Genomic DNA, 26,366 nt, shown 5'->3' on the forward strand with positions numbered 1-26,366 from the left:
ACTCACTTCTTCGGCGTGGCGACGGCGATGAGGTATTCGGGTGATTCGTCGGGTTCGACCGGGCGAATACCCGCAGCGGGCTCTGAGGCAGGCGGGGCCATTCGTGCCCACTGGCCGTGCCACTGGATGTCGGTGAAGCGAGTGGAGAGGAGTTCACCCAGTGACTGCTGGGTGAAGGTGTGGACGTGGTGCTTGGTGAGCCCCGCGTTGTTGGGTGTGCTGAGCACGAGTGTTGCGCCGGGCTTCAGGATGCGGGCGAACTCGTTCAAGAGTCCGGGAGCGTCTTGGATGTGCTCGATGGTCTCGAAGCTGACGCCGACGTCGTATGAGTTGGCTGGAAGGCCCGTTGCTGTGGCGCTGGCGCAGATGAACCTGGTGTTGGGTGAGCCGAAGCGGCGCGTGGCGTAGTCGGTTGCGCGAGGGTCGATGTCAATCCCGGTGACGCTGGCTGCGGCACCCTGAATCGTGAGCAGCGAGGAACCGTACCCGGTGCCGCACGCGGCGTCTACGACGTGGCGACCCGCGACGTAGCGTGCGGCAAACTCGTAGCGGCGGAGGTGGAGTTCTGTGCGCTCCGGCGGGAGCATCGGGAGTGTGGCGTCGTGGCGTTCGTCACGATTCTCGGCGAGCCAGCGGGCGTCGGATTCGGTGAGTCCCCAGCGGGTGATGAGGCGGGCGTAGATGTCGGCGGGGGATGGGCGCGCGGGGGCGGGCTCGCTGTAGATGCGGAGGATGGGGATGCCGCGGAGGGCGGGGTTACGGATGGCGCGCTCGTAGATCTCGGATTCGTAGGTTTCAGAACTGATCACGACGGCGTGGATGGAGCCCGGCGGGGTAAGGGTGAGGTCGTGGGGGCGCAGGACGGGTACGCCACGGAGCGATGGAACGCGGGGTGTGTCGTCGAGGATCGCGACAACCTGAACATCGTGCCATTGCCAGGGTTGGCGGATGATGGGGAGGGTGTGGCGGCCCGCGCCGTACAGAGCGATGCGCCGGTAGTTGCGGGCATCGCAGAGGGCGGCGGCCCTCTCGACGAGCACTCTGCGAAGCGTCTGGATCTCACTGGCTTGCGGGCGCGAATCCGTATGGGGAGTAGTCAGCGGCATGTCCTTTTCATCGGCTTGCCGGGCGGCGGCAACCCGCCATTATGCGAATCCCAATGGTTCGGCCGATAGGAAGGGACGCCAGCCATGGAGGTCCCGCATTGCCGACCGACTATCAGGACATCTATGACCACGTCATCTCGTCGGAGCCCCGGTACAACGCCGCCGAGAACTCTCCCGGATACGCCGCCTGCCTGATGTGGAGCGATCGCATTCGTGCGGCCGGAAGTCCAGCGTTGGACGTTGGGTGTGGCGTCGGCTTTGTCGTTCAGTTGTTGTCGGGGAACCTGTTCGGGCTTGAGTCCTATGGAACGGACATCAGCCGCGTGGCCGTCGAGCGGGCCGCGGCTCGGACATCAGGGGATCGCGTGCGTCTGATGGAAGGCGAGAGGATTCCCTTTGCTGACGGACAGTTCGGTCTGGTGACCTGCTTCGACGTGCTGGAGCACATCGATGAGTCTGATGTTGTGGGAATGCGTGATGAACTCCGGCGCGTGCTGAGGGCCGGCGGCTTGCTGTTCTGCACGGCGTCATGCCGCCCTGCGGGGATGGTGGATCAACACGGCGAGAACCTGCACCGCACCGTTCGCGGGCCCGAGTGGTGGGCGGAGCGATTCACACCGGATGAGTACCTTGTCCGGCGGGCGCATTCTGATGTCGTCATGTGGTGGCGGAAGCCGTGATGGATCGCTCGTAGCCGAGCGATTCGAGCAGCGAGCCGGCTCGTGCGTCGAATGCGGCTATCTGCTCATCGGAGAGCCATGTCTGCCAATCACCCGCGACACCCCTGCGGAAGAAGCTGGTCGGATCTTCCTGGCCGGAGTTCCGGCCGCCCGAGAGCGCACGAAATGATGCGGATTCGACGCATCGTTCGGCGTGAGCGGGGTCAGCCCCGATGAAGCGAAGCACTCTTACTGTGGTCTGGATCGGAGATGCGAGCATCTGTTCGTACTGGATGGTCAGCACGCTGTCGAAGAGCGAGTTTGCTCGCTGGCCGGCTGTTGCGGAGTCGATCCAGAGCTCGGTGAAGAACTCGAAGGGTTGAGCGAGAACACGCCGGTTGCTGAGAGCGTCACGAATCTCGGGCGCACTCTCGTGAGTGGCGGTTCGCAGTTGCAGATTCGACCAATGAGCCGCACCCGAGACAACCACGTCTCGCCCGTCGCGAACCAGGTTGATCAGTTTGAGCGCGGGGTTGTACCGATGGAGTTGCTCAATTGCGTGCTGGCCGGTCCCAAGGTAGGGCGTGAACTTCTCGCCGTAGAGGGGCTTGCCCGATGCATCGCGAGCGGTCTGTGCGACGGCGTCGATGACGTTATGAAGGAGCGACTGGTAGAAGGCGGGTGCGTCGGGGGTGGGGACGGGCGGGTGGTAGTGGCGGGCGAGGTTCTCGATGTAGGACTCGACCGTGAGATTCGGGCCGCTGGGATTGTCCTTGTCGAAGTAGCGGCCGAAGAGGCGTGATTCGGAGCAGTGTACTTGGGGGTGAGCGGAGAGCAGGCGCTGCATCCAGGTGGTGCCGGACTTGGCGGAGGCGAGGACGATGTAGTCGATGCCGCGTGAGCGCGGCGTGTGAGATGGGTGAGGATGCGGCGTCATGGCTCGGGGCTTCCGGTGCTGGCTTTTCTCAGGGCTTCTCGAAGCGAGCAAGAAAAGCCCAACCGATCTCGGGGCCAACCTGCTCGATTCTGAGACCGAGCGACTTGGCGCTGACGCGGAGCTGGTCCATGGAGTTGTAGAACATGATGCCGTACTTGCCGTCCATGTCAGGGCGGTGCTGCTCGCGCCAGATCTGCATGGCGCGGTCGTTCCACGTCACGAAATGGATGAGGGCCTTGCCGCCGGGCTTCAGGACGCGGGTGATGGATTCAAGAAACTGGTGGACGAGGTCGGCCTTGAAGTGGACGAAAACGTCCATGGAATACACAAGGTCTACGGACGCGTCGGGGATGCCGCCGAGCTTGGCCTTTTCGTCGTGGTGGAGCGAGAGCTTGCCGAGGTGCTTGCTGAAGCGGTGTTCGATCGCCTCGTACAAGAGGCGTGCGGCGTAGTCCACGGCGTGGTACTTGCCAGCCTTCTCGATGACGTGCTGGGTCCAGAGGCCTGTGCCGCTGCCGATCTCGCAGACGGTCATGCCGGGCTTCACATGCTGCATGAGTGGTTCGAGGAGCGAAGGCCATGCGACGGGATTGGCGGGCGGATACTCGCGGTCGTAGACAGGGTTGAGGCCGCGTGAGGTGGCGATGGAGTATTCGTATTGCTCGATGAGCGTGCCGTCCCACCCCTTGTCGACGAAGGGTTTGGGATAGGCGAGGAGATAGACGCCGGCTTCGCGGAGGCGGCCGCGATTGGCCCAGATTTTCTCGAAGCCAGGGCCTGCGGCGGTGATGATGACGCCCTTGACACCTTTGGCGAGGGCATCGCCGAGTTCGAGGACGGGGAGCCTGGCCCAGGTCTTGCCGATCTTTTTTGCGTCGTCGTCGATGATGCCGGCGAGGACGCCTTGGGGGGCGTGCATGAGGGGGCAGAGGTGCTGAACCAAGTCGCCCGCGCCGTAGAGGGCAATCGGGGTGCTGCCCATGGTGACCATGCGCTGGACGAGTTCTTCGAACTGGCCGTGGTCGATGGGGAGTTGCGGCTTCTGGCTCATGGGTGTCCTCCGGATGGCGGCGCAAGCATGGCTCGCGGACCTGATGGCACTTATCGGCCTGTCCGGAGGGGGTTATTGAGCCCGGGATGATCGGAAGGATCAGATTATCGGGAGTGGTGCGGCGATCTCCGCGACGCGGGAAGGGTGGGGGAGTTGCGTCGGTTGATTGTCGACGGGTGCAGCGGTGTAAACGCGGATGACCTCGATGCCCGCTTCGCGGAAGGGAGCGGCGTTCTTCCAGAGCTGCTCCTCGAAGACATCGCTGGAGAGGACGATGGCATCGGGTTCGAGTTCTTCGAGGGCGGCGGCGGGTGAGACGATGGGCAACCCGAAGAGGCGAGCGTGAGCAGGCGGCTTGTCGTCGATGAAGCCAACGAAGGGCCAGACGGGCCAGCGGCCCTCAATGAAGAGGGCGTGGCGATCGCGGGTGTGGCGGCCAGTGCCGTAGATGGCGATGCGGCGGCGGCCACGGTGGATGGCGTCCAGGACGGCGCGGTGCAGATGGGATTCATGAGGCGTGGGTACGAGCATGGGCGAGAGGGCGACACCGAGACCTGAGGCGCGCCAGGTAGCCACTTCCTCGGGCGTAGGGGAGGGATCGAAGGCGCGGACGAGAACAGCATCGCACGCGAGCCCGTCGACTGACGCGGGGCGGCCCCGCGCGATGCGCTTGTATCCGGCATCGCGGAGTGCCTGCAGGGCGTACGCGTCGGCGGCGGCGGGGTCATCGTTCCAGGGCTTCAGCCATTGCCACGGTTCCATGATGCGGAGTGCAGCGTCGGATGGTGTTCGATCGAGGGGCTCTGCGAGCGCTGCGTCAAAGACGGCGCAGTACTTGGATGCAACGTTGTCGAGGGAGAGAGTGTCGCGAACGCGTTCCCACGCGCGACGGCCCATATCGGAAAGGAGTGAGCCCCCGGCGTTCCGGTCGTGCCAGAGAGCCGCGAGCCGATCGGCCATCTCATCGACCGCGCCGATGGGAACGACGACTCCGGACTCACCGTCGGTGAGCCACTCGTCAACGCCGCTGCGGACGCGCGTGACCGCGGGGACAACGCTGGCGCCCATGGCTTCGAGCATGGTGACGCTTGTGCCCTCGAACTCGCTGAGGAGGACACTGATGTCCATGGTGGGCAGAAAGCGCTCGACCCACGCGGGATCGCGGCGGCCGTGAATACGCACGAGGCCGTGCGTGAGCGTGCGCTGCGCGAGCTTCGCGGTCCACGCGGCCATGTCATGACCATCGCCGATCATGTGGAGTTCGTAAGTCACGCCGCGGGTTTCGAGAGCGTCGATGAGGAGGAGGAAATCGCTGATGCGCTTCTGGATCTCGACCATGCGCCCGATATACGCGAGTTTGAGCGGGCCGGGCGCGGACTGAGTCTGGAGTTCTGCGGCGACGGGTACGCCGTAGACGATGCGGTGGATGGGTCGGGCGTGCTGCTTTGCAAGTGGGGCGAGCCAGGATTCGCACGCCGCGCTCACGGCGACGGCGGCGGACCAACGCGAGTACGTTGAGGCGAGGTCGCGGTAGTAGGGCTCGTCGGAGTGGGCGATGGCGATGGTGCGGACGCCCTCGTGTGTGAGGCGGCTGGCGGCCATGTGGCAGATGTCGCCGTAGTTGGGCAGGATGATGTCTGGCTCCATGCGGCGGAGAGACTCGACGAGCATTTCGAGTCGTTCGGTCGGGTCTGACATGGGGTCGAGGGCGCAGACCTCGGTGAGGCCATCCGGGTTGACGTCGAAGTCGCCGCTCAGGTTGCCGGGATGCGTGACGACGACGAGCGTGCGAACGTCGTAGCCAAGATCGTTGGACGAAGCGAAGGAGCGTGCGAGGCGTAAGGCCCAGGTCATGACCCCGCCGACGGGCGAGCCGTCACACGCGACACAGTTCACGACACGCTTCTTGCCCGGAAGGCGAGGGAGGCGAGCCGGAAGGGAGGTGACGGCCGGTACATGAGGGGGTGATACGCGCGGGACACGCTTTCCGCTATTGAGGTCTGCGAGCAGATCGGCAAGCACATCAGCCGGGGACGTGTCGGGTGTGGCGACGGAGCCGTGCTGGAGCGCGAGGTCCCGGGCCTGAGCTCTGAGGAGTTCTTCTGTTGGAGCGAGGACGCTGTCGAGCAATGGAGCAAGGCCGTTGGTGGGGTCGAGTTGCGGCGCAGGCGTGGGTGTGGGAGGCACGGGCTTGGAGAATGAAGGTGGGGCGGACGTTGGAGGGGCTGGAGACGGTGACGCCGAGGCGGCGGCAGCTGCTGTGTCGTTGCGCCAGACCCAAGGGGTGCGCTGCCAGAGGGGCCCGGGGTGCGGGTGGATCAGCATCGTGGGGCGACCGGCGGTCATGGCCTCGATCGCGAGGGTGGATGGGGTCGTGAGGACGGCTGCTGCGTCGGCGAGACAGTCGCGGAGAGAGCGGGTGTCGTTCTGGACGCCGAGGTCGATCTCCAATCCACCGGTCAGACGCCAAATGGGGCAGAGGTGTCGGCGGTGCAGTTCCTGCTGGAGGAGGAGCATCGCGTCCAGTAGCCGCGAACGCTCTTCGGCGTTGAAGGCCGGCTTGTTGGCGGTGGCGATGAGGATGGTGGGGTGGGCCGACGCAGGTGGGGTGGGCAGGGGCGAGGGGAATGCGGCGTGGATGCGGGGGAGGCCGGTTGCGACGGCATCGTTCCCCCATGACTTCAACAGGGCCTCGTCCATCGGGCCGGAGCAGGCGACAATCTGGGCGAGGGCAGGGTGAAGGAAGTTGCTTTCTACAAAGGGGTTATGGAAGGTGTTGCGGTACTCAAGCACACCGTCCATCAGCAGGACGGAGGTTGCGCCAGAGAGGTGAGCTTCTCGCAGGGCCCATCGGGAGAGTGGGGACTGGGTCTCTTTCACGACAACGACACTGGGGGTATGGAGGCGGAGAAGTTCCGTGTTGGCTGGGGTGAGGAATGCAGCGACATGGCCGCGTGCTCGCAGGGCATCGGCGACACCTGGAAAGTGGTCGTTGGTGGTCGGATCCTGGACGATCACGATGGGGGGGTAGGCCATGTGCCATTCATCGACCGACCTAGATGTCGGGCGGCAAAGACTGTTTCTCCCCCCTTCCAAAGGCCGACGAACCTAGCCATCATGGCGACTTCCACTGCGACATCGGCGACGGCCAAGGTGCGTCTTCCAGCCGCGTCTTCTGCTGTGAAGGCACTGAGCCCGGCTTTGATCAGTCTGCCCCACGGTCTCGATCTCGGGGGCGTGACCACGTGGGCGGTTCAGTTGGCCAACGGGCTCGCGGAGCGTGGGCGCGAGGTCGCGCTTCTGGTCCATCCGAGAGGTGAGGGGCAGCCGGCGGCGGTGGTGGAGTTGCACCGGAAGGTAAGGCGGGTTGAACCCAAGGGCTGGCCGTCGATGCATCACATCGAGGGTGACCTCTCGCCGTTTCTTCCAGCGTACCGCGAGGCGGTCCGTCAGATGTCGGATGAGACGGGTGCGCCGGTTGTGCTGATGCCGAATATCCTCGGCGACTCGTATGGCTTGGCAGCGGCATTGTCTTTGACGGACTTTGACCGCGTGCGCGTCTTGGGCTGGCAGCATACCGACTCTGACTACGACACGGGACTCCTGCTCAGGTTCGAGCCGATCATCTCGAAGTATGTCGCGATCGACGAGCGTGCGATTGGCGTCCTGGGTGCCAAGCTGCCTCATCGGCGTGGCGATATCACGACGGTGCGCCACGGCGTCCGTGTTCCGTATCTCCCGCCCGCGCGGCGTGAGCCGCTCGAAGGGCGCCCGGTTCGGCTTATATATACGGGTCGGATCGAACACTTCCAGAAGCGAGTGCTCTCGTTCGCGTATCTCTCCGACGAGCTGACTCGGCGTGGCATTGATCACGAGATCGTGGTGGTTGGCGACGGGCCTGCAGCAGCTGAGTTCGACGCGATGATCGCCTCGCGGCCGAAGGTGGTGAGGAAGGGTCTGGCGGGGCCGATGGAAGTCGAGGAATGGCTGAAGTGGGGGGACGCGTTCGTGCTGGGTTCACGGTTTGAGGGGCTGTGCATCAGCCGCATCGAGGCGATGGCGCACGGATGCGTGCCCTTGGTGACGAATGTAAACTCGGGCGCGGCGACGGGGATCGAGCCGGGGGTGAGCGGGCTGATTGTCGATGCGCAGCCAAGAGATGATGAGCAGCGCGTGGGGATTGCGCTGGCGGATGCGGTGCAGCGGTTCCTCGGGTGCGATCGGCACGCGATGGCGGTCGCGGCGTGGAACGCGGCGTTGTCGAACTTCAGCATTGATGCGCACGTTGAGGGCGTTTCGAAGGTGCTGGATGAGATCGGGCAGAGCCCGGCGCGGCCGTGGCGAGCGTCGTGGCCGTGCGCGTTCAGTTTCTCGCCGAACTCGCCCGGGTGCTCAGGGACGGTGCCGTCGCACGGGCCGCGGCGGATGAAGGAAGTGTTGGAGTCGCTGGCGGGCCGCAAGGTGGCGATTCACGGGGCGGGGCGGCACACGATCGAACTCGCAGGGGTTCTGTCGGAATCGGCGGCAACGGTCGTGGCGATCACGGATGACAGCCGGGATCGCTGGGGTAAGCCGTTTCTGGGTTGGCAGGTCTGGGAGCCAGCACGCCTTGCAGCGTCAGGTGCGACAGATGTTGTGATTTCGTCTTGGCTGCACTCGGAGACCATCTGGGGTCGGCGAGGTGTGTACGAGTCGCAGGGACTTCGTGTGCACCGGCTGTATGAGTGAGTGCCGGATGATCAGATCGACGAACAAGTGCCGGAGACAGGAATCGAACCTGCACGGGGTGTGAGCCCCAACGGATTTTGAATCCGTCGCGTCTGCCAGTTCCGCCACTCCGGCTGATGGGTGGTGAACAGGGCAGATCATTGGCGCGTTCTTTCAGAGAGTCAGGGTGGTCGTGTGCGAGTTACTCGCACCCACGACCGAAGGCATCAAGGAAGTCGAGGAAGTCGAGGACGTCCACAAGGGTGTCGCCGTTGAAGTCGGCGTCGAATCCGTTTGGCGAGCACGGGGCGGGCTGCGACTCGCACTGGCCGAAGGCGTCGAGGAAGTCAAGGAAGTCGAGCACGTCGGATTCGCCGTCCTGATTGAAGTCGGCAGCACAGAGCGAATCGATGACCTCCCCGAGGAGCGTGACGATGAGGGTCGGCTGATCCGGGGCATCGGACGTGATGACGATCGTCCCAGACTTCAAGCCCGGGGTCGATGTGTCCATCGTGATCGTGTGGGAGTTTGAGCCCCCTCCGGCGTTCTCGCTGAATGAGCCCCCTGGTGCGTAGAAACCAGCGGAGGCCGCGAGCGTGTAATTCAGGGTGTTGATGCCCGAGGCGGACCACTTTGCAACGTCACCGCTATTGGTGACGGTCAGCGTTGCATCGGCCATGGTGTTGATGTCGACCGTTCCGAAGTCGATCGTGGTGCTTGCTTCAATCTCGGCGGGGAGGAGAAGATTGAGCACCACGGGCAGATGCCCCGCGCCATTGGCACAGTTGATCAGCGCCTGGGCGATGGCTGGACCGACCATGGTGTTCCCAACGACCTTGAGTGTCGTGTCGAAGCTTGTGCCGTCGTTGCCCCATGCTCGGTACGAGTGATTGGCGTCGTTCCAGGTTGTCGTGCTGTACGGGATCGACGGGTTACCCTGGTAGGTCAGGCCGACACCATCGATCAATGTTGCTGAGAGCAGGATCTGGTCGTGACGATCGTCCATGCCGCCTGCGCCGATGGGATCCTGGGTGTGGACGATTCGGAATGCGCCGTTGTTGTTCCACGATCCTGGGGTTGAAATGGGATCGAAGAAACGCCCGCTGTTGTTGAGTTGAGAGCCGACAAGCTCCTGATAGGCCGCCTGGCTGGAGGTCTGGATGTTGAAGTCTCCACCGACAAGGAAGCGGTACCCCGCCGGGAGTGCGCTGCCGGGTCCGTTTGTGTCGATGCCTTCGGCGTTATCGCGGATGCGCTGGGCCTCGACCAGGCGTCGGCTCTGATCGGTGGATGCGGAGCCGGCTTTCATGTGGACGCTGTAGGCACCGATCGTGGCCTGAGTGGAAGAGTATCCGACCGGCCGAAAGTCGTACCTGATCGTGTGGCGGGGCTGATTGCTGCTGGAGGTAGAGCCCAAGGCGATCACGGTCTGGCCGAGGAATGTCACGCGCGATGAGCGATAGAAGAAGGCCGAGTCTGTGTCGGGGCCGTCGATGAAGGTCGCTCCAACCCAATCGCCGGGCGATCCGGGGGCGGTATTCAGAGCGTTGGCAAACGATGCAACTCCCGTCGCAGAGAGAAACTCCTGGCAGATAAGGACATCGGGATCGAGGGAGCGGCCCTCGAAGACGCCATAAACGGACGTCTGAATATCGGCAACACGACCGCCAGAGTAGTTTGAGATGTTCCAAGCCGCAACACGGAGCTGTGCTTCGGAGCTGAATGCGGACAGGACGACAACGAGGCCTGCGACGGCCGCGGCGATTCTGTGGCTTGACATGGCGATCGATCTCTCTGCTGCTCGGTGTGCGGACGTTTAGACGCGACCCCCGACGTGCTGGAGATGATAGAGGGTTCGGGAGAGAAGGGACGCGGCAATTGCTTTCTTTGCAGGATCTTGTGACCCATGAGGTTTGGAGAGGGGGGGTTGGCTGGCCTGTTCCCGAACGGGAAACGATCGTGGACGGCGGATGGCCGATGTCTACACTTGCAGTCTACCCACAGCCCGGCCCAATGGGGGCCGCGCGATCGGTCCGAGAACCACGGTCGGCGCCTGGGCGTCGTCGTTGAGCGTGCGAGGGATCACATGTCGAGCGGAGTTGCCGAGCAAACCAACAAGGTCATGATTTCCGACGCCGGCCCGAGCCGCAAGAAGATCTCGATCGAGATCCCCGCGGAGGTGGTGACGGATCGGATCAAGCAGGCGATGTCGATGGCGGCCGCGAGCGCGGAGCTTCCTGGTTTCCGTCGCGGCCGCGTTCCGCAGCAGCTCATCGAGAAGAAGTTCGGTGCCGGGATTCGCCAGGATGCGAAGCAGCAGCTTGTTTCGGAGGCGTATGGCCAGGCGGTCGAGGCGCACAAGCTTCAGGTGATCGGCGATCCGACCAGCCAGACGCTCGGGGCGCTCGAGCTTGTTTCGGGTCAGGCGTTTGCGTTTGAGATCGAGGTTGAGATCCTCCCTGAGTTTGATCTGCCCTCTCTGGATGGGATCGCTGTAAAGAAGCCGGTTGTCAACGTTACCGACGAGATCATCGAGAAGCAGCTTGAGACCTACCGGATCAACGAGGGAACGCTTGAGTCGCGCGATATCCCTGAGGCGGGCGACTATGTGACCGGCCACGCGATCATGAAGTCCGAGGCCGACGGCACGACGTTCTACGACCTGAACGGCGCGGTGGTGCAGATTCCCGCCGACGACAAGAACGGACGCGGCATGATCCTCGGCGTCATGGTCGAGGACTTCGGCAAGCAGTTCGGCCTGCCGAAGGCCGGTGACACAGCGACGATCCGGGTTGTCGGTCCCGAGAACCACGAGGTCGAGGCACTTCGCGGCTTGAATGTGGTCATCACATTCACTGTCTCTCGTGTGGATCGGATCGTGCCTGCGACCACCGACTATCTGGTGCAGATGTACGGGCTTGAGAGCGAGCAGCAGCTTCGCGAGCAGACTCGTCTGTCGGCCGAGGGACAGTTGCGAGTACGGCAGCAGTCTGTGCTGCGGGCACAGATCTCGAAGTATCTCGATGAGAACACGAAGATCGATCTGCCCGAGCGTCTGACGGCGCAGCAGGCCGCCAGGACCCTCGAGCGTCGGCGGATGGAGCTGATGTACCGTGGGGTGAGCCCCCAGGACATCGAGATGCACATGGCCGAGTTGCGCGAGGACGCGAACAAGGCCGCGCGGCGAGAGCTGCGCTTGGCGTTCATCCTGAACAAGGCCGCCGAGCACCTGAAGGTCGGCGTGAACGAGGGCGAGGTCAACTCGTACATTGTTCAGATGGCTCAGGCGCAGGGCGCGAGGCCTGATCAGCTGCGCCAGCAGTTGATCCAGAACAATCAGATCGGCGGCATCGTTCAGACTGTCAGGGAGCACAAGACGCTCGACGCGATCCTGGCTAAGGCGAGCGTCACGGAGATGGACTCTGATGAGTACAACGCACTGGCGCGAAGCGGTCAGATCTGACTTGCTGCCCCGCGGCTTCTGATCGAGGCAACGAAGTATCAAGAGGCCCCGTCCGGCACGGGGCCTCTTTCATTCATCTGGCAGTGTGTTCAAAGAAAAGCGGCGACACTCAGCCGCGTCGGTGGTCATCCTGTGGGGATGCCTCTTCCGATGTGTCGAGCGGGTGCTCGCTGTCGTCTGGATATCCGGGCAGAGATGCGAGCTTGAAGCTGATCGAGCCGCACGAGGGGCAGGTTCGGCCATGCTCGCCCGCTTGGACGTCGTGCATGTCCTGGCCGCACGAGTAGCATGTCTCGGTGTTGAGGCGATTCGTCATGGTTGAAACTGTGGCGACGACGATCGCGACGGCGACGCCGACAACGGGCCAGGCAGGAAGGGCCATCCACGACACGGCAGCAAACCCGGCGAGGGTGATCCCGAGCAGCCATGCCAGCACGCGGAGCCGGAGTTTGTGGATGTAGGTCAAGCGTCTCTCTTCATCCATGATCGGCGTCTCCGGCACGTCCCTCGGGCGTCGCGATGGTATTCGTCCTTTGGTGCGTCCGGCTCTGGGCGCGCCGCCAGGTGCTTTGTGCCCTCTTGCGAACAGATTCGGCGGTCGGTTTTCGGCGGTCTGAGGGCAGAACGGGGTCAGAGCGGGCGGTAGAGGTCGATGATCTTACGGATCTCGTGGGGATTCGGGGCATCACGCATGACAATCTCGACGGCGTCTTGTCCGGCACTCGATATGCCAATGGTGCCGACTTTCAGGACCCGTTGGAGGAACGTCTGCGAAATCTGGAGATTGCGGATATCGTCGTGAACGACTTCGGTCGTGGCCTTGCTGAGGAGCCCACGGCGCAGGACAGATCGCTTGGTCGTGATCTCCATCGTCTCGCTGAGTGAGAGGACTTTCCAGACGCCGAGGGCGCCAAGAGCCCCGAGGCAGGCCACAAGCGACGCGATGAGCCATGTTGTCGAGCCCTTTACGAGACCGAGGTAGATGGTTCCAACCAGCCCGGCCAGAACGAGTGTCCAGAGACCGACGATCGCGACAGGATGGGCCCGGATGACGGCCGGTCGAACCAATCGCACACGCTGCTCGGGGCCGGAATCGGGTGGATAGCCGGCGGCAGCCGCTCGGTCAACGCCGGTGCGTGGAGCCGTTTCGCCCGAGTCGGGCGAGGACGGACGCTTGGGGATCACGTTGATGTCGCCGCAGTGGGGGCATGCGATCTTCGAACCGGCGAGCGAGTCCTCGACGGACAGAAGTCGCTCGCACTTGTCGCAGGTGACGGTGATCATGGGGCCTCCTTGCTCCGCGTCCGGCTCCACTGCACGAGAGCACCAACAGGTTATACTCGAAGACAATGCGTGTAGTCCTGGTCAACTGGGCAAGAATATGGGATGGAGCCGGGATCGGCGGTGGGGTGAATGGGTACGCGCAGGCGCTGGCGCTCGAATTGACCGACCTCGGGCATGAGGTATGGTGGATCTGTTCCGGTCAGACGTACATCGCTGCTGAGCCGCTGCACGTGCGTCGGCAGGAAGACTGGCTCGGGGTTCGAGTGCTCGAGATCATCAACTCTCCGGTGATGGCTCCGTCGATCGTCCAATTCAGGGATCCGGGTGCCGAGAGGTCGTCACCGGAACTGGAAGCCCTGTTCGCAAGGATGATCGGGTGGATCGAGCCGGATGTCGTTCACTTCCACAACATTGAGGGACTGAGTGCCGGATGTGTGAAGGCAGCTTCGCTGGCCGGGCGGCAGCAACCACGGACGGCAGTCGTTTACAGTCTGCACAACTACCACACGATCTGCCCGCAGGTGTACCTCTTGCAGGGGCATCGAGACGTCTGCCACAACGCGGAGGGTGGGGCTGCGTGTGCAAGGTGCGTGCAATCTCCCGACCCTGGGGAGACCCGTCGTCAACGTGAAGCGGAATGGCTGCCTGCCAAGGCCGAACGTCCGACGCTCCGAGCGATCGGAGAGGAGATCCGCTCATTCATTGTCCGAAACGAAGCGTCAGACCGTGCTCCGGGGCGTGTGGTTCATGGGCAGGACGATCTCACCACTCCGATGGGACTTGACCCGCACGCCGACAAGCGAGGCCGCACGGCCCGGGTGCTCGCCGAGCGGGAGCAGCAGAAGAGTCTTTCGCAGAGACTACGAGTGCTGAACAACGAGATCACTCCAGATCCATCGCTCGATTCACCCGTGAACGAGTTCGGGCATCGACGTCGAGCGATGATCGATGCGCTGAACTCGTGCGATGCTGTGCTGGCAGTCTCCGACTTCGTTTCGTCAAAGTTTCAGAGCATGGGTGTGCGCAGCGAGATCCTGCGGACTCAGCACATCGGGACGACCCTCAACCGCATTGTTGCTCGGCGGCGTTCGCTCGCCTTCGCACCTCCACCTTTCGACCCGGTTCATCCGCGCCCGATTCGGATGACGTTCATGGGCGTGAATCACTGGTACAAGGGCCTGCCCTTCTTTCTTGACACACTCGAATCGATTGAGCCCGAGACGCTCGCGGCTTTCCATCTGTCGATCTTCGCTCAGGGAGCGGACCAGACCGAATGGATGGTGCGGCGTTTGGAGCCGCGACTGGCGGGTGTCAGGATCCAATACGGCTACGACCAGGCAGATATTCCATGGATTCTCGGGGGCGAGGACCTAGGGCTGGTTCCGAGTGTCTGGTGGGACAATGCGCCGCAGACCGTCTTTGAGTTCTTCGCCTGCTCAGTGCCCGTGCTTGCTTCGGCGGTCGGCGGCATTCCCGACTTTGTGAAGCATGGCTTGAATGGCATGTTGTTCCGAGCGAACGACAGAGACGATCTCGCGGCGAAGCTTCGTCTGCTCGCTGCGGATCGCTCGATTTTTTCCTCCATGCGTGCGAATGTTCGGCCGCCGAAGGACATCGGTGAGCATGCGAGAGAGTTGGTCGGCGTCTACGCTGAGTGTGTCCGCGTTCGCGGACGTGATCCGGACGGTGCGATCCGCGAGCCGGACGTTCCGCCATTGGCAAGCCCCGGAGTCACGAGTTGACGACACTGAAGACAAGGCGAGGGCATCATCGCGAGCCTCTCCAGGTAGCTGCGACGACACGAGTTGCCGCGATTATCGTGACATGGAATCGAAAGGAGCTGGTCTCGGCGGTATTGGAGGCGTTGTCGCGTCAGTCGATCGGCGCTGGCGTGATCGCTCTTGTCGTCGTGGACAACAACTCTACCGATGGAACACTCGAGCGGCTTGTGGAGCGGTGGTCTCCGGATGAGATCATTGACAATCCAACGCCGCACGCGCACCAGCCGTGTTTCCGACCTCGTTCGTCGCGAACCGGTCCGAATCAAGGGGGTTTCCGGTCGCTTACGATCGTGCGGAACTCCGAGAATCTCGGCGGGTGTGGCGGGTTCAACACGGGATTCGAGTACATCGCTCACGCGCTCGACACAGAAGATGCGAGGCGACGAGGGAACGCGCCCGACTATGTCTGGCTGGTGGACGATGACATAGATGTTGCGCCCGACACGCTCGATCGGTTGGTGTCGACGATGAGTTCGGATCCTTCGATCGGGCTCGTCGGTTCACGGACAATGGACTACAACGCACGCGAGGAGACGATCGAGACGACGATTTACTTCGATCCGAACACCGGGTTCATGGGCGATCACCCCGCTCCAGGTCACAGGTTGTACGACTCCCATGCCAGGTGGGTCGAGCGTGTGGGAGGCCCGAAGGGAAGGCGCGAGTACAGCGGCGTTCGCGATGTGGACATCGTTTCCGCGTGCTCGATGCTCGCCCGTTGGGCCGCGGTGCGGGAGATTGGTTTCTGGGACTACAGGTACTTCATCTATTGCGATGATGCGGACTGGTGTCTGCGATTCGCCAGGGCCGGCTATCGCATCGTCTGCGATCTGGACGCGGTGATCTACCACACGCCATGGCACCACAAGCTCACGCCCGCTCGCCTCTACTACGCACAACGGAACATTCTGTGGGTCATTCAGAAGGTGATCGAGCCGGAGCGTTCGCGACGCGTCCTTGAGATGCGTGTCCGTGGACTCATGCGAGATGCTCTGAGAGCCGCGATGAACCGGCGACTCTTCCACGCGGAGATCATCCGCAGGAGCGTCGAAGACGCAGCCGTCGGCAGGGCCGGCAAGCTCGATGAGCAGGGGCCCAGATCCGAGCCGATCATTGAAGCGTTCGCTCGCCTCGGACTTTTGTCGGGTACGCCGCGGGTTGCCGTCATGTGCGGATCACCCGACGCATTGGAGTCGTCCGCCAAGCTCCGCGAGGCGGTAGATCCAGCCGCGAGCGGCATTCAATGGATCGAGATCGTGCGGAACGACATTCCAGGCCACGACCACCCTGCCCCACCGGGGGTCAAGCGGATCGTCTACTCCGGCCGACGTCGCTCGAAGCTGCGCCGACAACTGTCTCTGCTGATCCGACCGGTGCGAGCTGCGGTGGTATTTGATCAGACGAACGACTTCCCGCTGCTCGGCGGGGAGCACAATCTGCATATCGACAGGAAAAATCCCGGTGTCGTACAGGTTGAAGAGGATGGCACCGCAGCGCGATTCGAGTTCGTGTCGAAGTGGATCGGAACTCGCCTGAGAGCTATTCGATGGTGTCGTACCGGAACACCTCCGGCCCATGACTCGCGGCCGGTTCCCATCGAGAGTTGTGCATGAATTCGAGCACGCATCACGAGACTGTGGGTCAGCACCAAGAGCGGCCATTGAACTGGCCTGTTGCCGAACGTCCTCTGCGTGTTGCGATGCTCGGATGGGCACGCCTCTCGCAGCAGGCGCGAGAGGGTTCCGGGTACAACCTCTCTGCGTCAGAGCTTGCGGCCGGTCTCGCGCAGATGGGACACCATGTCTTTTATCTTCGATCGGGCATGGACTATTCGCTCCGCCCCGGGATCCACGTGAAGCGATTCGAGTCGTGGCGTGGTGTTGAGTGCTTTGACCTCTTCAACGCGCCGAATCTCTCGCCTGCTGCGGCAAACTTCGGGCGACTTGCGACTGAGCTGACATGCCCCGCGCAGTCGAGTGTGGTGCTCGCTTGGCTTGCACAGATCGACGCTGAGGTAGTCCATGTCCATTCGCTCGAGGGGTATCCGCTCGATCTGATCGGCGCGATGAGGCGAGCGGGATATGCCGTCGTTGTCACTCCCCACAATTACTGGTACGCATGCCCCCAGGTTGATCTCTTGCACAAGGAGCGCGAGGTCTGCATGGATTTCGAGGGAGGGCAGCGGTGCGTTGGATGTCTCACACCCGAGGCGGGTGATCGCGTGCTCGCACGCAGAAAGCGCGAACAGACGATGGTCCGCCTGTTCGGGCTTGCGCCGTATCAAAGCGTTCGGCAGGTCTGGCTGTTCTTCAAGAAGCACGCGACGCGATCCGGTCGAGCCAAGCGTCCGGTCAAGTCGGTCCCGCCGCCGCTCGATCCGGAGATCGGCATGGGGTTCGAAGTCGGTGATCACGCGGCGCACCCCGGAACCATCGAGCACAATCTGCGGCTTGATGAGAACGACAAGATCGTCTCGCTTGGGCGTTCACCCCTCGATCAGAATGAGCGTTTCCTCTCCGGGGAGCATCATCTCGTAGTGCTGAACGAGTTCGGCAAGCGGCGTTCTGCCGGCATCGAAGCGTTGAACCAGGCGAACCTTGTCATTCCACCGAGCCGCTTCGTCCTGAACACATTTCTTCGCATGGGCATGCGTCCTGAGATAGGTCGCCACGTCCGCCTCGGACAGGTCCATTTCGACCAGTTGCACCGGCTGGTCAAGCGGTCGCCGTTCTATCGCGTGCGGCCGTGGTCGCCGGAGTCAGAGCGCCCGCTGCGATTCGCGTTCCACGGGACCGTGAGGAACAACAAAGGCCTTGAGATCCTCGCGAGCGCGATCCCGCTCTTGCCGAAGGAGGTCAGGCAGCGATGCCACTTCCAGATTCGCGCTGCGGGGTGGGACTGGACGTTCCGCAAACGCCTGAGTGTTTATCCCGAGGTGCAGTTCTGCGGCGGGTACGACATGCTGCAACTGGTGGCCTCTGTCGGCGAGTACGACGCCGGCATCCTGCCTCATGTGTGGTTCGAGAATTCGCCACTCGTCCTGCTTGAGCATCTTCACGCGGGCAAGTTTGTGGTCGCCTCTCGGCTCGGCGGTCCACCGGAGTGGATCAACGAGGGGAAGAACGGGATGCTCTTCCCGGCTGGAGTTCCGGAGGCACTCGCGTCTTGTATCATGCGATTGGTCAGTGGTGAGGTTGCCGTCCCGAGTCCTGAGGAGATCCACAGAGCCAGCGTGCTGCGCTCATACCCGGACCACGTGCGGGAGGTCTCCGGGATCTACGCGGAAGCACTCGGGGTACGCGCAGGGCAACGCGCGAGCAACAACACTGAGAGAAACGCTGAGGCCGGGTTACAAAGCAGCGCGTTGGGGGCGGTCTGACTCGAACCAGCGGCTCTCAGTACGCCCCGAAGTCCTCAAAGAAATCGAGGAAATCGAGGATGTCGACCTCGCAGTCGGCGTTGTAGTCAGCGAACGGGTCGCCTGCTCCGAACGCCCCGAAGAAATCAAGGAAGTCGAGGATGTCAACGATCGTGTCGCCGTTGACGTCCGGTCGCACGCCGATGCGCACCTCGACATCGAGTGACACTCGCAGCAGAGGATTCGATGTCGTCTTCGGGTCTTCCTTGGTGTAGAAGCGGGGGTACAAGCCGCCGCTCCCGCCTCCGGGGCCGCCAGAGGCGGGTTCAAGTGATGTGATTGCAAGATGCAGTCGCCCCGCGCTGAGAGACCTCGCGAAATACGCGCGTGTGGCCGGATCACACAAGTCGACCTCGAAGGTAAGCGTGGTGTCGATCGGGACAAGACTGCCCGGCGTGACCTGATCTGTGGTTCCGATGGCCATGGCGGCGGGATTGAATCGCTCGCGAACCTGGTTGGAGACGTCGGTTGCGTTGCCCGCTAGATCGAATGTTGCGGCGAACGCATCTCGCCACTTCTCAGCGGGTCCCGGGTCGGGCGAGCCGGTCGAGAAGGAAGAGAACTCGTTCCACGTCAACGCGGATGCGCTGTTGCGGTAGCCAACGCCGAAGAGCTCGATAGGGCGTCCTGCATCGGTGTCGGCGATGTAGTCGGGGTCGGTTGTTGGGTAGTACGACGCGGTGGGGTCAGGGGTGCCGTCGTAGCGCCAGATGAGGTTGTTCGCGACGGTTGCGCGAACGGTGACTCTCTGGATGTGGTACTCGCTCTGCTCAAGTCCGGAGGGAATCGCCGCGTTGGTTTCCCACGTGACGAGCATTTGCGAGTCACGGTCATCAAAGCCGGGTTCGAGAATGGCTCCGAACGTAGGTGCCGAGATCTCGAAGCCGCTCGAGAAGTTGAACGGGTACATCCAGCGGTCGCCGGAGGCGGGTGCCGCGTAGTGGATGGGCTGGGCGGTCGCACAAGGTGTGAGGCCGACGAGTGCCGCGAGCGTCAGGATTGTCCTCATGTTTTCACCCTTTCAAAGTGCCGAGTTGACGAAGCCACCACTGGTCGGGTAATAATTGCGACTGAGTCTCAGTCGCGTCAAGTTTGACTTCGCCAAACAGCCGGAAAAAATCTCGCCGTACAAGAACACGACTTTGACTGGTGAAGACCGCACCGCAATGGATTAAAGGATACGATAGTCTTCAATGTGCCGCACAGAACACTGCATACCGCGAAGGATGACTCGGCATCGCAGGTGCCCGCTGCGCTCTGTTGCCGAGGCGTTTACGCTGGTTGAAGTGCTGGTTGTGATCGCGGTGCTGGCGTTGCTGATCGGCATTCTCTTGCCGGCTTTGGGGAAGGCGAGAGGCGCTGCACGTTCGACCCGCGAGCTGGCGGCTTCGCAGCAGCTCATGATCGCGTATTTCGCCTACGCGGATGACCATCGAGGGGCTCTGATCCCCGGTCTTGTGCCGCTGGATTGGGTCTCACTCTCTGGCGGGATGCAGGTCACGGATGCGTCGGGCGAGCGGATCACGGGACCCGAGGCGCGACGTTGGCCGTGGCGTCTTGCTCCGTACCTCGACTTCAATTTCCGCGGCATGTACATGTCAGACGATCTGCTGACTGCTTTGCGTGCGGACACCTCGGCACCATCGCACACCTATTTCGTTTCACTGTTCCCTTCTCTGGGGCTGAACGCGGAGTTTCTGGGCGGGAGCGAGTTCGGGTTCAACCCGGCGTTTCGTGCCATGTACGGCAAGTACCACATCGAGCGACTGGATCAGGTACAGCGGCCTGACATGCTGGTCACGTTTGCGACGGCCAAGACCCAGGACTTCTGGTACACCAACTGGGATGCCAAGGAGAAGCACGGGTGGTACGAGGTGCTCGCGCCACGCTTTCCCGCCCCTGGGTCGGACTCGTCGGGGCGTCTCTGGGCGAGCGTGTACGATCCGAACGCACCCGATCCTCGCCGTAACTCGGGCTTTGTCCACTTCCGCCACGACAAGAAGGCGATCGTGTCGCACCTGGACGGGCATGCCCAGACCCATTCGTGGGATTCGCTGCAGGACATGCGTCGCTGGGCTTCGCAGGCCAAGAGCGAGGACTGGACACTGCCGAGACGGTAACGCTCTCGCCGCCTTCTGCTTTGCTCACTTTGGTCGTTTGGTTGCTTGACAATTTGTCCTCCCGCCTACCCTCGCCCCATGCCCACAGACCTGATTGCCGAACTCAAGTGGCGGGGCCTCTTTCACCAGTGCACCGATGAAGCGGGGCTTCACGCGCACTTGGCTTCAGGGATGCGCCGCGGCTATGTCGGCTACGACCCCACCGCCGACTCGCTCACCATCGGCAACCTCGTCACCATCATGCTCCTGCGCCACCTCCAGAACGCGGGGCACCAACCCGTGGTCGTCTCCGGTGGAGGAACCGGCCTCATCGGCGACCCCTCCGGTAAGTCCGCAGAACGCACGCTGATGACCGAAGAGATCGTCCGCGCCAACGTCGACGGCCAACGCCGCATCTATGGCAAACTCCTCGACTTCTCCCCCTCCACAAAGAACCACGCCCTCATCAGCAACAACATGGACTGGCTCGGGAAGATCTCCTTCCTCGAGGCCCTCCGCGACATCGGCAAGCACTTCTCCGTCAACGAGATGATCAAGCGCGACTCCGTCCGCGACCGGCTCAACAACCGCGAGCAGGGGATCTCCTACACCGAGTTCAGCTACATCCTCCTCCAGGCCTACGACTTCGCTCACCTCTACAAGGACATGGGCGTCACCCTCCAGATGGGGGGCAGCGATCAGTGGGGCAACATCGTCGGGGGCGTGGATCTCATCCGACGGTACGCCCTCGCTGCGGGTGCCGAGTCGACGGAACATCTCTCCTTCGGCCTCACCGCCCCCCTCGTCACCAAGGCCGATGGAGGCAAGTTCGGCAAGACCGAGTCCGGCGCGATCTGGCTCACAGCCGATCGCACCTCGCCCTACGCCTACTACCAGTTCTGGCTCAACTGCGCCGATGCCGACGTCGCCCGTTTCCTCCGCATCTTCACGCTCCTTCCTCGTGAAGAGATCGAACGCATCGAAGCCGAGCACGCCAAGGATCCCGGCCAGCGCATCGCGCAGCGCACCCTCGCCCGCGAGGCCACCACACTCCTCCACGGCAAGTCGGAGATGGAGAACGCCGAGTCCGCCGCGAAGGCGCTCTTCTCCGGCGATGTCGCGTCCCTCCCCGAGAACCTCCTGGAAGAAGTCCTCGCCTCCGCGCCGTCGAGCGTGCACAACAAGTCCCTGCTCTCCGGAGATGGCGGTGGGGTCTTACTCGTGGACCTGCTTGTTGAGGTCGGACTGGCATCCAGCAAGCGAGAGTCTCGTGAGTTTCTGACGAATGGAGCGGTCTCGGTGAATGGTCGCAAGGCCTCGGCTGATGAGCGATTGACCACATCGCATCTCCTGCACGGCAGAATCGCCGTTCTTCAACGCGGAAAGAAGGCGCGCCACGTGACGCGTTGGGAGTGAAGTGAACGTTGGATGGGTCTCCGGTGTGCGGGGGCGTCGGTCAGCATGAAAGGCGGCGTGTGCAGAGCGGCAACCGGAGTTTGATCTGCGTCGGGATTGCCGGGCTTTTGGTCGGGCCGATGGTCTCGGTCATTGCGGGTGGGCTGCAACTGCCGGATGGCGCGACTGGCGCGACCGCGCTGACGAGCGGTGACAGGGTGCTCGGCAGCGGCTTGTTGCTGGTGGCGATCTCGATCATCGCTGCGAGTGGCACGCTTGCGGCCCGGCTTTCCGGGGCGAGGACAGGTGCACTGTGTGCGGGCATCGTGGCGATGTGGATCGCCATGAGGCAGGGAAGTCCAGAAGGCGTGATCCTCCACGCACGGAGTGGCGAACCGCTGATCTGGCTCGCAGTCGAATCGGCGATTGTCGGGACCTGCATGCCGCTGCTCCTCTGGATTCTGCATCGAGCGTCAGATCAGAATGAGGACGCGGGGGGATCAAGAGGGAGCGGGCGTTCGGTTACAACCATTGGAGCAGTCGGTGCGGCGGCCGCGGCTGGGCTACTCGGTGTACAGCTGTTCGGGGTCGAGTCCCTGAAGGGGCAGACCATCTTCGCAGCGTTTGTGGCGTCTATTCTGGCGGGTGCGGCATCGCGACTCGTTGTTTCTGCGCACGAGGATGTGGCTGTTCGACGGGCGACGGTCACTGCGATGGGCGGAGTCGCGATCCTGGCCCTCGCGGGTCCGCTCGCCGCGATTGCTGCCCATGGGCGAGAGGTTGTGGAGGCGGCCTTCGCGGGGCGGATGATCCGCGTGGCGAACCCCGCGCCCCTAGATTGGCTCGCGGGGGGGCTGCTGGGGGTGCCGATCGGCGTGTGGTGGGCATCGGCGATGATGCCTCCTGACCGGACCGAACGGTGATAGCGATTTCCAGGGGATTATGAAGTCTGCTGGAAGAGTCCTGCGGTTCGCTTGTGACACCTCAGGATGACATGCATCGAATCCAAATGGGACTCGGGTTCGATTCAACCCGTGATTCCGGCCTTGCAAGCGCTAACCTAGGACATACCTCGAATTGACTGGAACGACGGCCATGGCGAAGCGGAAAAGTGTGAAGCGGACAGCGGGTATTCCGGACGTGCAGTCGCTCGGGGACAGCCGCAAGGTCGCGATCGATCGTGTCGGTGTGAAGGACATCACATATCCGATCAAGTTGCGCACACCCGATGGCGGGGAGCAATCGACGGTCGCTTCGATCAATATGTACGTTTCGCTTCCCCACCACCAGAAGGGGACGCACATGTCCCGATTTTTGGAGGTGTTGAACGAACAAACGGGTGAGCCGCTGAGCCCAGATCGGATCCCGGAGGTTGCGAGGGCGATTTCTCGGCGGCTGCATGCCGCAGAGGCCCACTTCGAGGCCCGGTTCACGTACTTCATCAAGAAGAAGGCACCTGTGAGCGGCGCGACCGGGCTGATGGATTATCAGGTCACGTTCGAGTGTACGGCGAACGGGGAGACAGACTTTGTGATCGGTGTCGCGGCTCCGGCGACGAGTCTGTGTCCATGTTCCAAGGAGATCAGCGTCTACGGAGCGCACAATCAGCGGTGCCGCGTCGAGGCGAAGGTCCGGGTCAAGGGGATGCTGTGGATCGAGGAGCTGGTCGAGATTCTCGAGGGCGCAGCATCACATCCGGTGTACGCGGTGCTCAAGAGGCCTGATGAGAAGTTCGTGACGGAGCGTGCCTACGAGAATCCGAAGTTCGTTGAGGACATCGTGCGGGACCTTGCTCTTGCCCTTGAGCGCGAGAAGCGGATCGTGTGGTTCCAGATCAACTCCGAGAACTTCGAGTCAATCCATAACCACAACGCCTACGCCCAAGTGACGCGAGACAAGCGTCGCAAGCCGAAGGTGCGATCGAAGGGGTAACGCGTCAAGGCGTGCCTTGCCCACATATGGGGCTGAATTCGTCCCCTGCTCATGAATTCACCGGGGGGGTGTGGAGTCACTGGTGCTGGAAGTGTGGCGGGTCGGGGCCGATGCCCGATCTACCATGGCTGTGGGTCGACCCAAGGAAGGGCAGCCATGGCGAGATCGGAGCGTCACTCAAGGCGGTTCGTGATCAGGATGCTGGTGATCGCGGCAGCGGTCGGCACCGGTGGCGCCCTGTTGCTCGGCCAACTCTGGCGGTTGACCGCGCTCGAGGGCGAGGCCCTGCTTGCTGATGCCGACCGTCGTCTGACGCGAGTGGTCTGGCTGCCCACCACACGGGGACGCATCCTTGATCGCAAGGGACGGGTGCTTGCTGAGGACCGCCCGGCATTTGACCTGACGATAGATTACAGCGTGCTGGCGGGTGAATGGGCGGTCAAGCGTGCGGGTCGTTATGCCCGCCAGGTACACGCGGCGCAGTGGGGGCGGCTCTCGGGAGACGAGAGGGGGCAACTCATTGACCGCTATCTGCCGGCGTATGCAGCGCACGTGGAGAGCATGTGGTCCAGCATCGCGCTCACATCGGGCGTGTCGGGCGAGACCCTCATGCGTCGGCAAGATGAGATTCTCGATCGTGTCGCGAGGACTCACCGGGTGATTTCCTCGGCTCGGAAGCAGCAGTTGCTGGACGCGGCCCTCGCGAGGGGCGAGGAGATCACGACCGAGGTTGAACGCCGCGTCGGGCAGGTGGCCGGACAGGCGATCCGTGAGCAGCGGGATCAGCATGTGATTGTGCCTCGGATGTCTGAGGCCGCGGCGTTCGAGATGATGCGAGTGGTGGGGGAGCTCATCGAGTTGTATCCGGGCGGGACTGGAAGCCCTGCCGATGTGGTGGAGCGGCTTCCCGGCGTGTCGGTCGTCGACGCCGGCGCGCGGGAATACCCGCTTGAGCGGATGGAGGTCGAGGTCGATCTTTCGACTCTGCCGGGTCCGCTGAAGCGGTCGGAGGTTCGTCGCGTTCAGGTCGACGGCGTCGGTGTCCATGTCGTCGGCTCGATGCGTGACACTCTGTTCAGAGAATATGCTGAGCGGCGTGCCGTAGCGTTGCGGAGTAATGAGGCGCTTCGGACGGCGGCGATGGGGCACGGGGGTATCGACCGGGGCGAGTATCGAACTGGGGATGCGGTAGGGCGTGGAGGCGTCGAGGAGTCTCGCGAGCTGGTGCTGCGTGGTCTGCGCGGCGTGGTGACGAGCCGCATCGACACGGAGGAACGGGTCATCGCGCCGCCGAGCCAGGGGCGTGATGTGTCGCTGGCGATCGATATCCAACTACAGGCGCGGATCCAAGCGATCATGGATCCGTCGGTTGGGCTCGCGGTCGCGCAGCCGTGGCACGGTGATGAGAATCCGACGGTGCCTGTCGGGACGCATCTCCACGGGGCGGTGGTCGTGCTTGATGTCGATACCGGAGATGTGTTGTCGATGGTCTCGACACCGACGTATACGCGGGCGCGGATGCGTGAGGATCCAGGGTCGATCTTCCGTGATCCGATCGGTGTCGCATGGTTGAACCGGTGCATCGCGAGACCGTATCCGCCCGGGTCGATTGTCAAGGCGTTTGTGTATGTGGGCGCGGTCACGCGCGGGAATCTCGGCGTCTCCCAGCGGATCTCCTGCACCGGACATCTGCTCGCAGGAAAGCCGGACATGTACCGGTGCTGGATCTATAAGCGATTCGGTTCGACGCACGACGCCTCGCTCGGTCACTCACCCACTGGCCGCGAAGCGTTGGCGGTTTCGTGCAACATCTTTTTCTATACGCTCGGACAACGCCTCGGCGCAGACGGGATTCGCTGGGTGTACAAGGCATTCGGCCTTGGAACACCCTTTGGCCTTGGTGTCGGTCAGGAGTTCAACGGCTTCCTTGGCATCAACGGAGATGAGTCGAACATCCAGATCGGCGACGCCATCTTCATGGGCATGGGTCAGGGGCCGGTCGCGTGGACACCGATGCATGCCGCTCAGAGTTACGCGATTCTCGCTAGGTCCGGAGTGGTGATTCCGCCTCGCATGGTGCTCGGAGAGACGGCATCGCCCGTGGAGATCGACGTGGACCAACGAGCGATCGAGGAGGCGTTGCTCGGGCTGGACGGATCCGTGAACGCGTCGAATGGCACTGGACACTCAATCGCGTTCGAGAATGGTCGGGAGAAGATTTTCAATGTTCCCGGTGTGACCGTATGGGGAAAGACAGGCACCGCCGATGCCCCCGCGATCACGGTTGATCCCGATGGTGATGGCCCTGAGCGTGCGGTGACGCTTCGCAGCGGCGATCATTCGTGGTTTGTGGTGATGGCTGCCCCCAAGGGTGAGCAGCGTCCGAGGTATGTTGTCGCGGTCCTGATGGAGTATGCCGGTTCGGGGGGAAAGGTCTCCGGCCCCATTGCCAACCAGGTCTTGCACGCGTTGAGAGCCGAGGGGTACCTTTAAGTTGCTGCGAGGCCTGATCCTGCCACCGACGCACGCGTCAG

Annotated in this window: 19 protein-coding genes and 1 tRNA gene; 11 read left to right on the forward strand and 9 right to left on the reverse strand. The window is 62.9% G+C overall.

The window, feature by feature from the left end; genetic code table 11:
* Positions 1 to 2: 2 nt before the first annotated feature.
* Complete coding sequence (locus tag KF838_01895; GenBank protein QYK48616.1) at positions 3 to 1,106, reverse strand: class I SAM-dependent methyltransferase; 1,104 nt, start codon at positions 1,104 to 1,106, stop codon at positions 3 to 5.
* 98 nt (positions 1,107 to 1,204) lie between these two features.
* Between KF838_01895 and KF838_01900 the strand changes: the two genes are divergently transcribed.
* Positions 1,205 to 1,786: a class I SAM-dependent methyltransferase gene (locus tag KF838_01900; protein ID QYK48617.1), complete on the forward strand. Its 582-nt coding sequence runs from the start codon at positions 1,205 to 1,207 to the stop codon at positions 1,784 to 1,786.
* Here KF838_01900 and KF838_01905 read toward each other — a convergent pair.
* The 3 genes from KF838_01905 to KF838_01915 all read right to left on the reverse strand — a co-directional run bounded on the left by KF838_01905 (position 1,764) and on the right by KF838_01915 (position 6,789).
* On the reverse strand, positions 1,764 to 2,702 hold the full coding sequence (locus KF838_01905) for a sulfotransferase domain-containing protein (protein ID QYK48618.1): 939 nt from the start codon (positions 2,700 to 2,702) through the stop codon (positions 1,764 to 1,766). The two genes, KF838_01900 and KF838_01905, sit on opposite strands and share 23 nt — an antisense overlap.
* Before the next feature lie 28 nt (positions 2,703 to 2,730).
* The gene (locus tag KF838_01910; GenBank protein QYK48619.1) at positions 2,731 to 3,753 is read right to left on the reverse strand and encodes a methyltransferase domain-containing protein; all 1,023 of its coding nucleotides are present in this window, start codon (positions 3,751 to 3,753) and stop codon (positions 2,731 to 2,733) included.
* A 99-nt stretch (positions 3,754 to 3,852) separates the two neighbouring features.
* Positions 3,853 to 6,789 (reverse strand): glycosyltransferase, encoded by a 2,937-nt coding sequence (locus tag KF838_01915; protein ID QYK48620.1) that lies wholly within the window; start codon positions 6,787 to 6,789, stop codon positions 3,853 to 3,855.
* An 81-nt stretch (positions 6,790 to 6,870) separates the two neighbouring features.
* Here KF838_01915 and KF838_01920 point away from each other — a divergent pair, with 81 nt between their 5' ends.
* The gene (locus KF838_01920; protein QYK48621.1) at positions 6,871 to 8,481 is read left to right on the forward strand and encodes a glycosyltransferase family 4 protein; all 1,611 of its coding nucleotides are present in this window, start codon (positions 6,871 to 6,873) and stop codon (positions 8,479 to 8,481) included.
* Positions 8,482 to 8,509: 28 nt separating this feature from the next.
* Here KF838_01920 and KF838_01925 read toward each other — a convergent pair.
* A tRNA-Leu gene (locus KF838_01925) sits at positions 8,510 to 8,595 on the reverse strand.
* A 67-nt stretch (positions 8,596 to 8,662) separates the two neighbouring features.
* The gene (locus tag KF838_01930) at positions 8,663 to 10,240 is read right to left on the reverse strand and encodes a choice-of-anchor D domain-containing protein (GenBank protein ID QYK48622.1); all 1,578 of its coding nucleotides are present in this window, start codon (positions 10,238 to 10,240) and stop codon (positions 8,663 to 8,665) included.
* 306 nt (positions 10,241 to 10,546) lie between these two features.
* Between KF838_01930 and tig the strand changes: the two genes are divergently transcribed.
* Positions 10,547 to 11,923, forward strand: a complete 1,377-nt coding sequence (gene tig / locus KF838_01935; protein ID QYK48623.1) for a trigger factor — start codon at positions 10,547 to 10,549, stop codon at positions 11,921 to 11,923.
* A 109-nt stretch (positions 11,924 to 12,032) separates the two neighbouring features.
* Here tig and KF838_01940 read toward each other — a convergent pair whose 3' ends face one another.
* Positions 12,033 to 12,407 (reverse strand): hypothetical protein, encoded by a 375-nt coding sequence (locus KF838_01940; protein QYK48624.1) that lies wholly within the window; start codon positions 12,405 to 12,407, stop codon positions 12,033 to 12,035.
* 146 nt (positions 12,408 to 12,553) lie between these two features.
* Entirely contained in the window at positions 12,554 to 13,207 is a 654-nt protein-coding gene (locus tag KF838_01945; protein ID QYK48625.1) for a PH domain-containing protein, read from the reverse strand.
* A gap of 65 nt (positions 13,208 to 13,272) precedes the next feature.
* Here KF838_01945 and KF838_01950 point away from each other — a divergent pair, with 65 nt between their 5' ends.
* The 3 genes from KF838_01950 to KF838_01960 all read left to right on the forward strand — a co-directional run bounded on the left by KF838_01950 (position 13,273) and on the right by KF838_01960 (position 18,367).
* Positions 13,273 to 14,949 carry a glycosyltransferase gene (locus KF838_01950; protein QYK48626.1) on the forward strand — a complete coding sequence of 559 codons (1,677 nt, stop codon included), beginning with the start codon at positions 13,273 to 13,275 and terminating at the stop codon, positions 14,947 to 14,949.
* Positions 14,950 to 15,026: 77 nt separating this feature from the next.
* Positions 15,027 to 16,601: a glycosyltransferase family 2 protein gene (locus KF838_01955; GenBank protein QYK48627.1), complete on the forward strand. Its 1,575-nt coding sequence runs from the start codon at positions 15,027 to 15,029 to the stop codon at positions 16,599 to 16,601.
* Entirely contained in the window at positions 16,598 to 18,367 is a 1,770-nt protein-coding gene (locus KF838_01960; GenBank protein QYK48628.1) for a glycosyltransferase, read from the forward strand. The genes KF838_01955 and KF838_01960 overlap by 4 nt, the downstream gene beginning before the upstream one ends.
* Positions 18,368 to 18,383: 16 nt before the next feature.
* Here KF838_01960 and KF838_01965 read toward each other — a convergent pair whose 3' ends face one another.
* On the reverse strand, positions 18,384 to 19,415 hold the full coding sequence (locus KF838_01965; GenBank protein QYK48629.1) for a hypothetical protein: 1,032 nt from the start codon (positions 19,413 to 19,415) through the stop codon (positions 18,384 to 18,386).
* Positions 19,416 to 19,632: 217 nt separating this feature from the next.
* Here KF838_01965 and KF838_01970 point away from each other — a divergent pair, with 217 nt between their 5' ends.
* The 5 genes from KF838_01970 (at position 19,633) to KF838_01990 (ending at position 26,325) form a co-directional block, all read left to right on the forward strand.
* A complete protein-coding gene (locus tag KF838_01970; protein ID QYK48630.1) occupies positions 19,633 to 20,526 on the forward strand; it encodes a type II secretion system protein in 894 nt (297 codons plus the stop codon).
* 78 nt (positions 20,527 to 20,604) lie between these two features.
* Positions 20,605 to 21,921 carry a tyrosine--tRNA ligase gene (locus tag KF838_01975; GenBank protein ID QYK48631.1) on the forward strand — a complete coding sequence of 439 codons (1,317 nt, stop codon included), beginning with the start codon at positions 20,605 to 20,607 and terminating at the stop codon, positions 21,919 to 21,921.
* A gap of 119 nt (positions 21,922 to 22,040) precedes the next feature.
* Positions 22,041 to 22,823: a hypothetical protein gene (locus KF838_01980; GenBank protein QYK48632.1), complete on the forward strand. Its 783-nt coding sequence runs from the start codon at positions 22,041 to 22,043 to the stop codon at positions 22,821 to 22,823.
* 172 nt (positions 22,824 to 22,995) lie between these two features.
* Positions 22,996 to 23,832 carry a GTP cyclohydrolase I FolE2 gene (locus KF838_01985; protein QYK48633.1) on the forward strand — a complete coding sequence of 279 codons (837 nt, stop codon included), beginning with the start codon at positions 22,996 to 22,998 and terminating at the stop codon, positions 23,830 to 23,832.
* A gap of 156 nt (positions 23,833 to 23,988) precedes the next feature.
* Positions 23,989 to 26,325: a hypothetical protein gene (locus tag KF838_01990; GenBank protein ID QYK48634.1), complete on the forward strand. Its 2,337-nt coding sequence runs from the start codon at positions 23,989 to 23,991 to the stop codon at positions 26,323 to 26,325.
* Positions 26,326 to 26,366 lie beyond the last annotated feature (41 nt).

The organism is Phycisphaeraceae bacterium, from assembly GCA_019454185.1.
Lineage (GTDB): Bacteria > Planctomycetota > Phycisphaerae > Phycisphaerales > UBA1924 > JAHBWV01.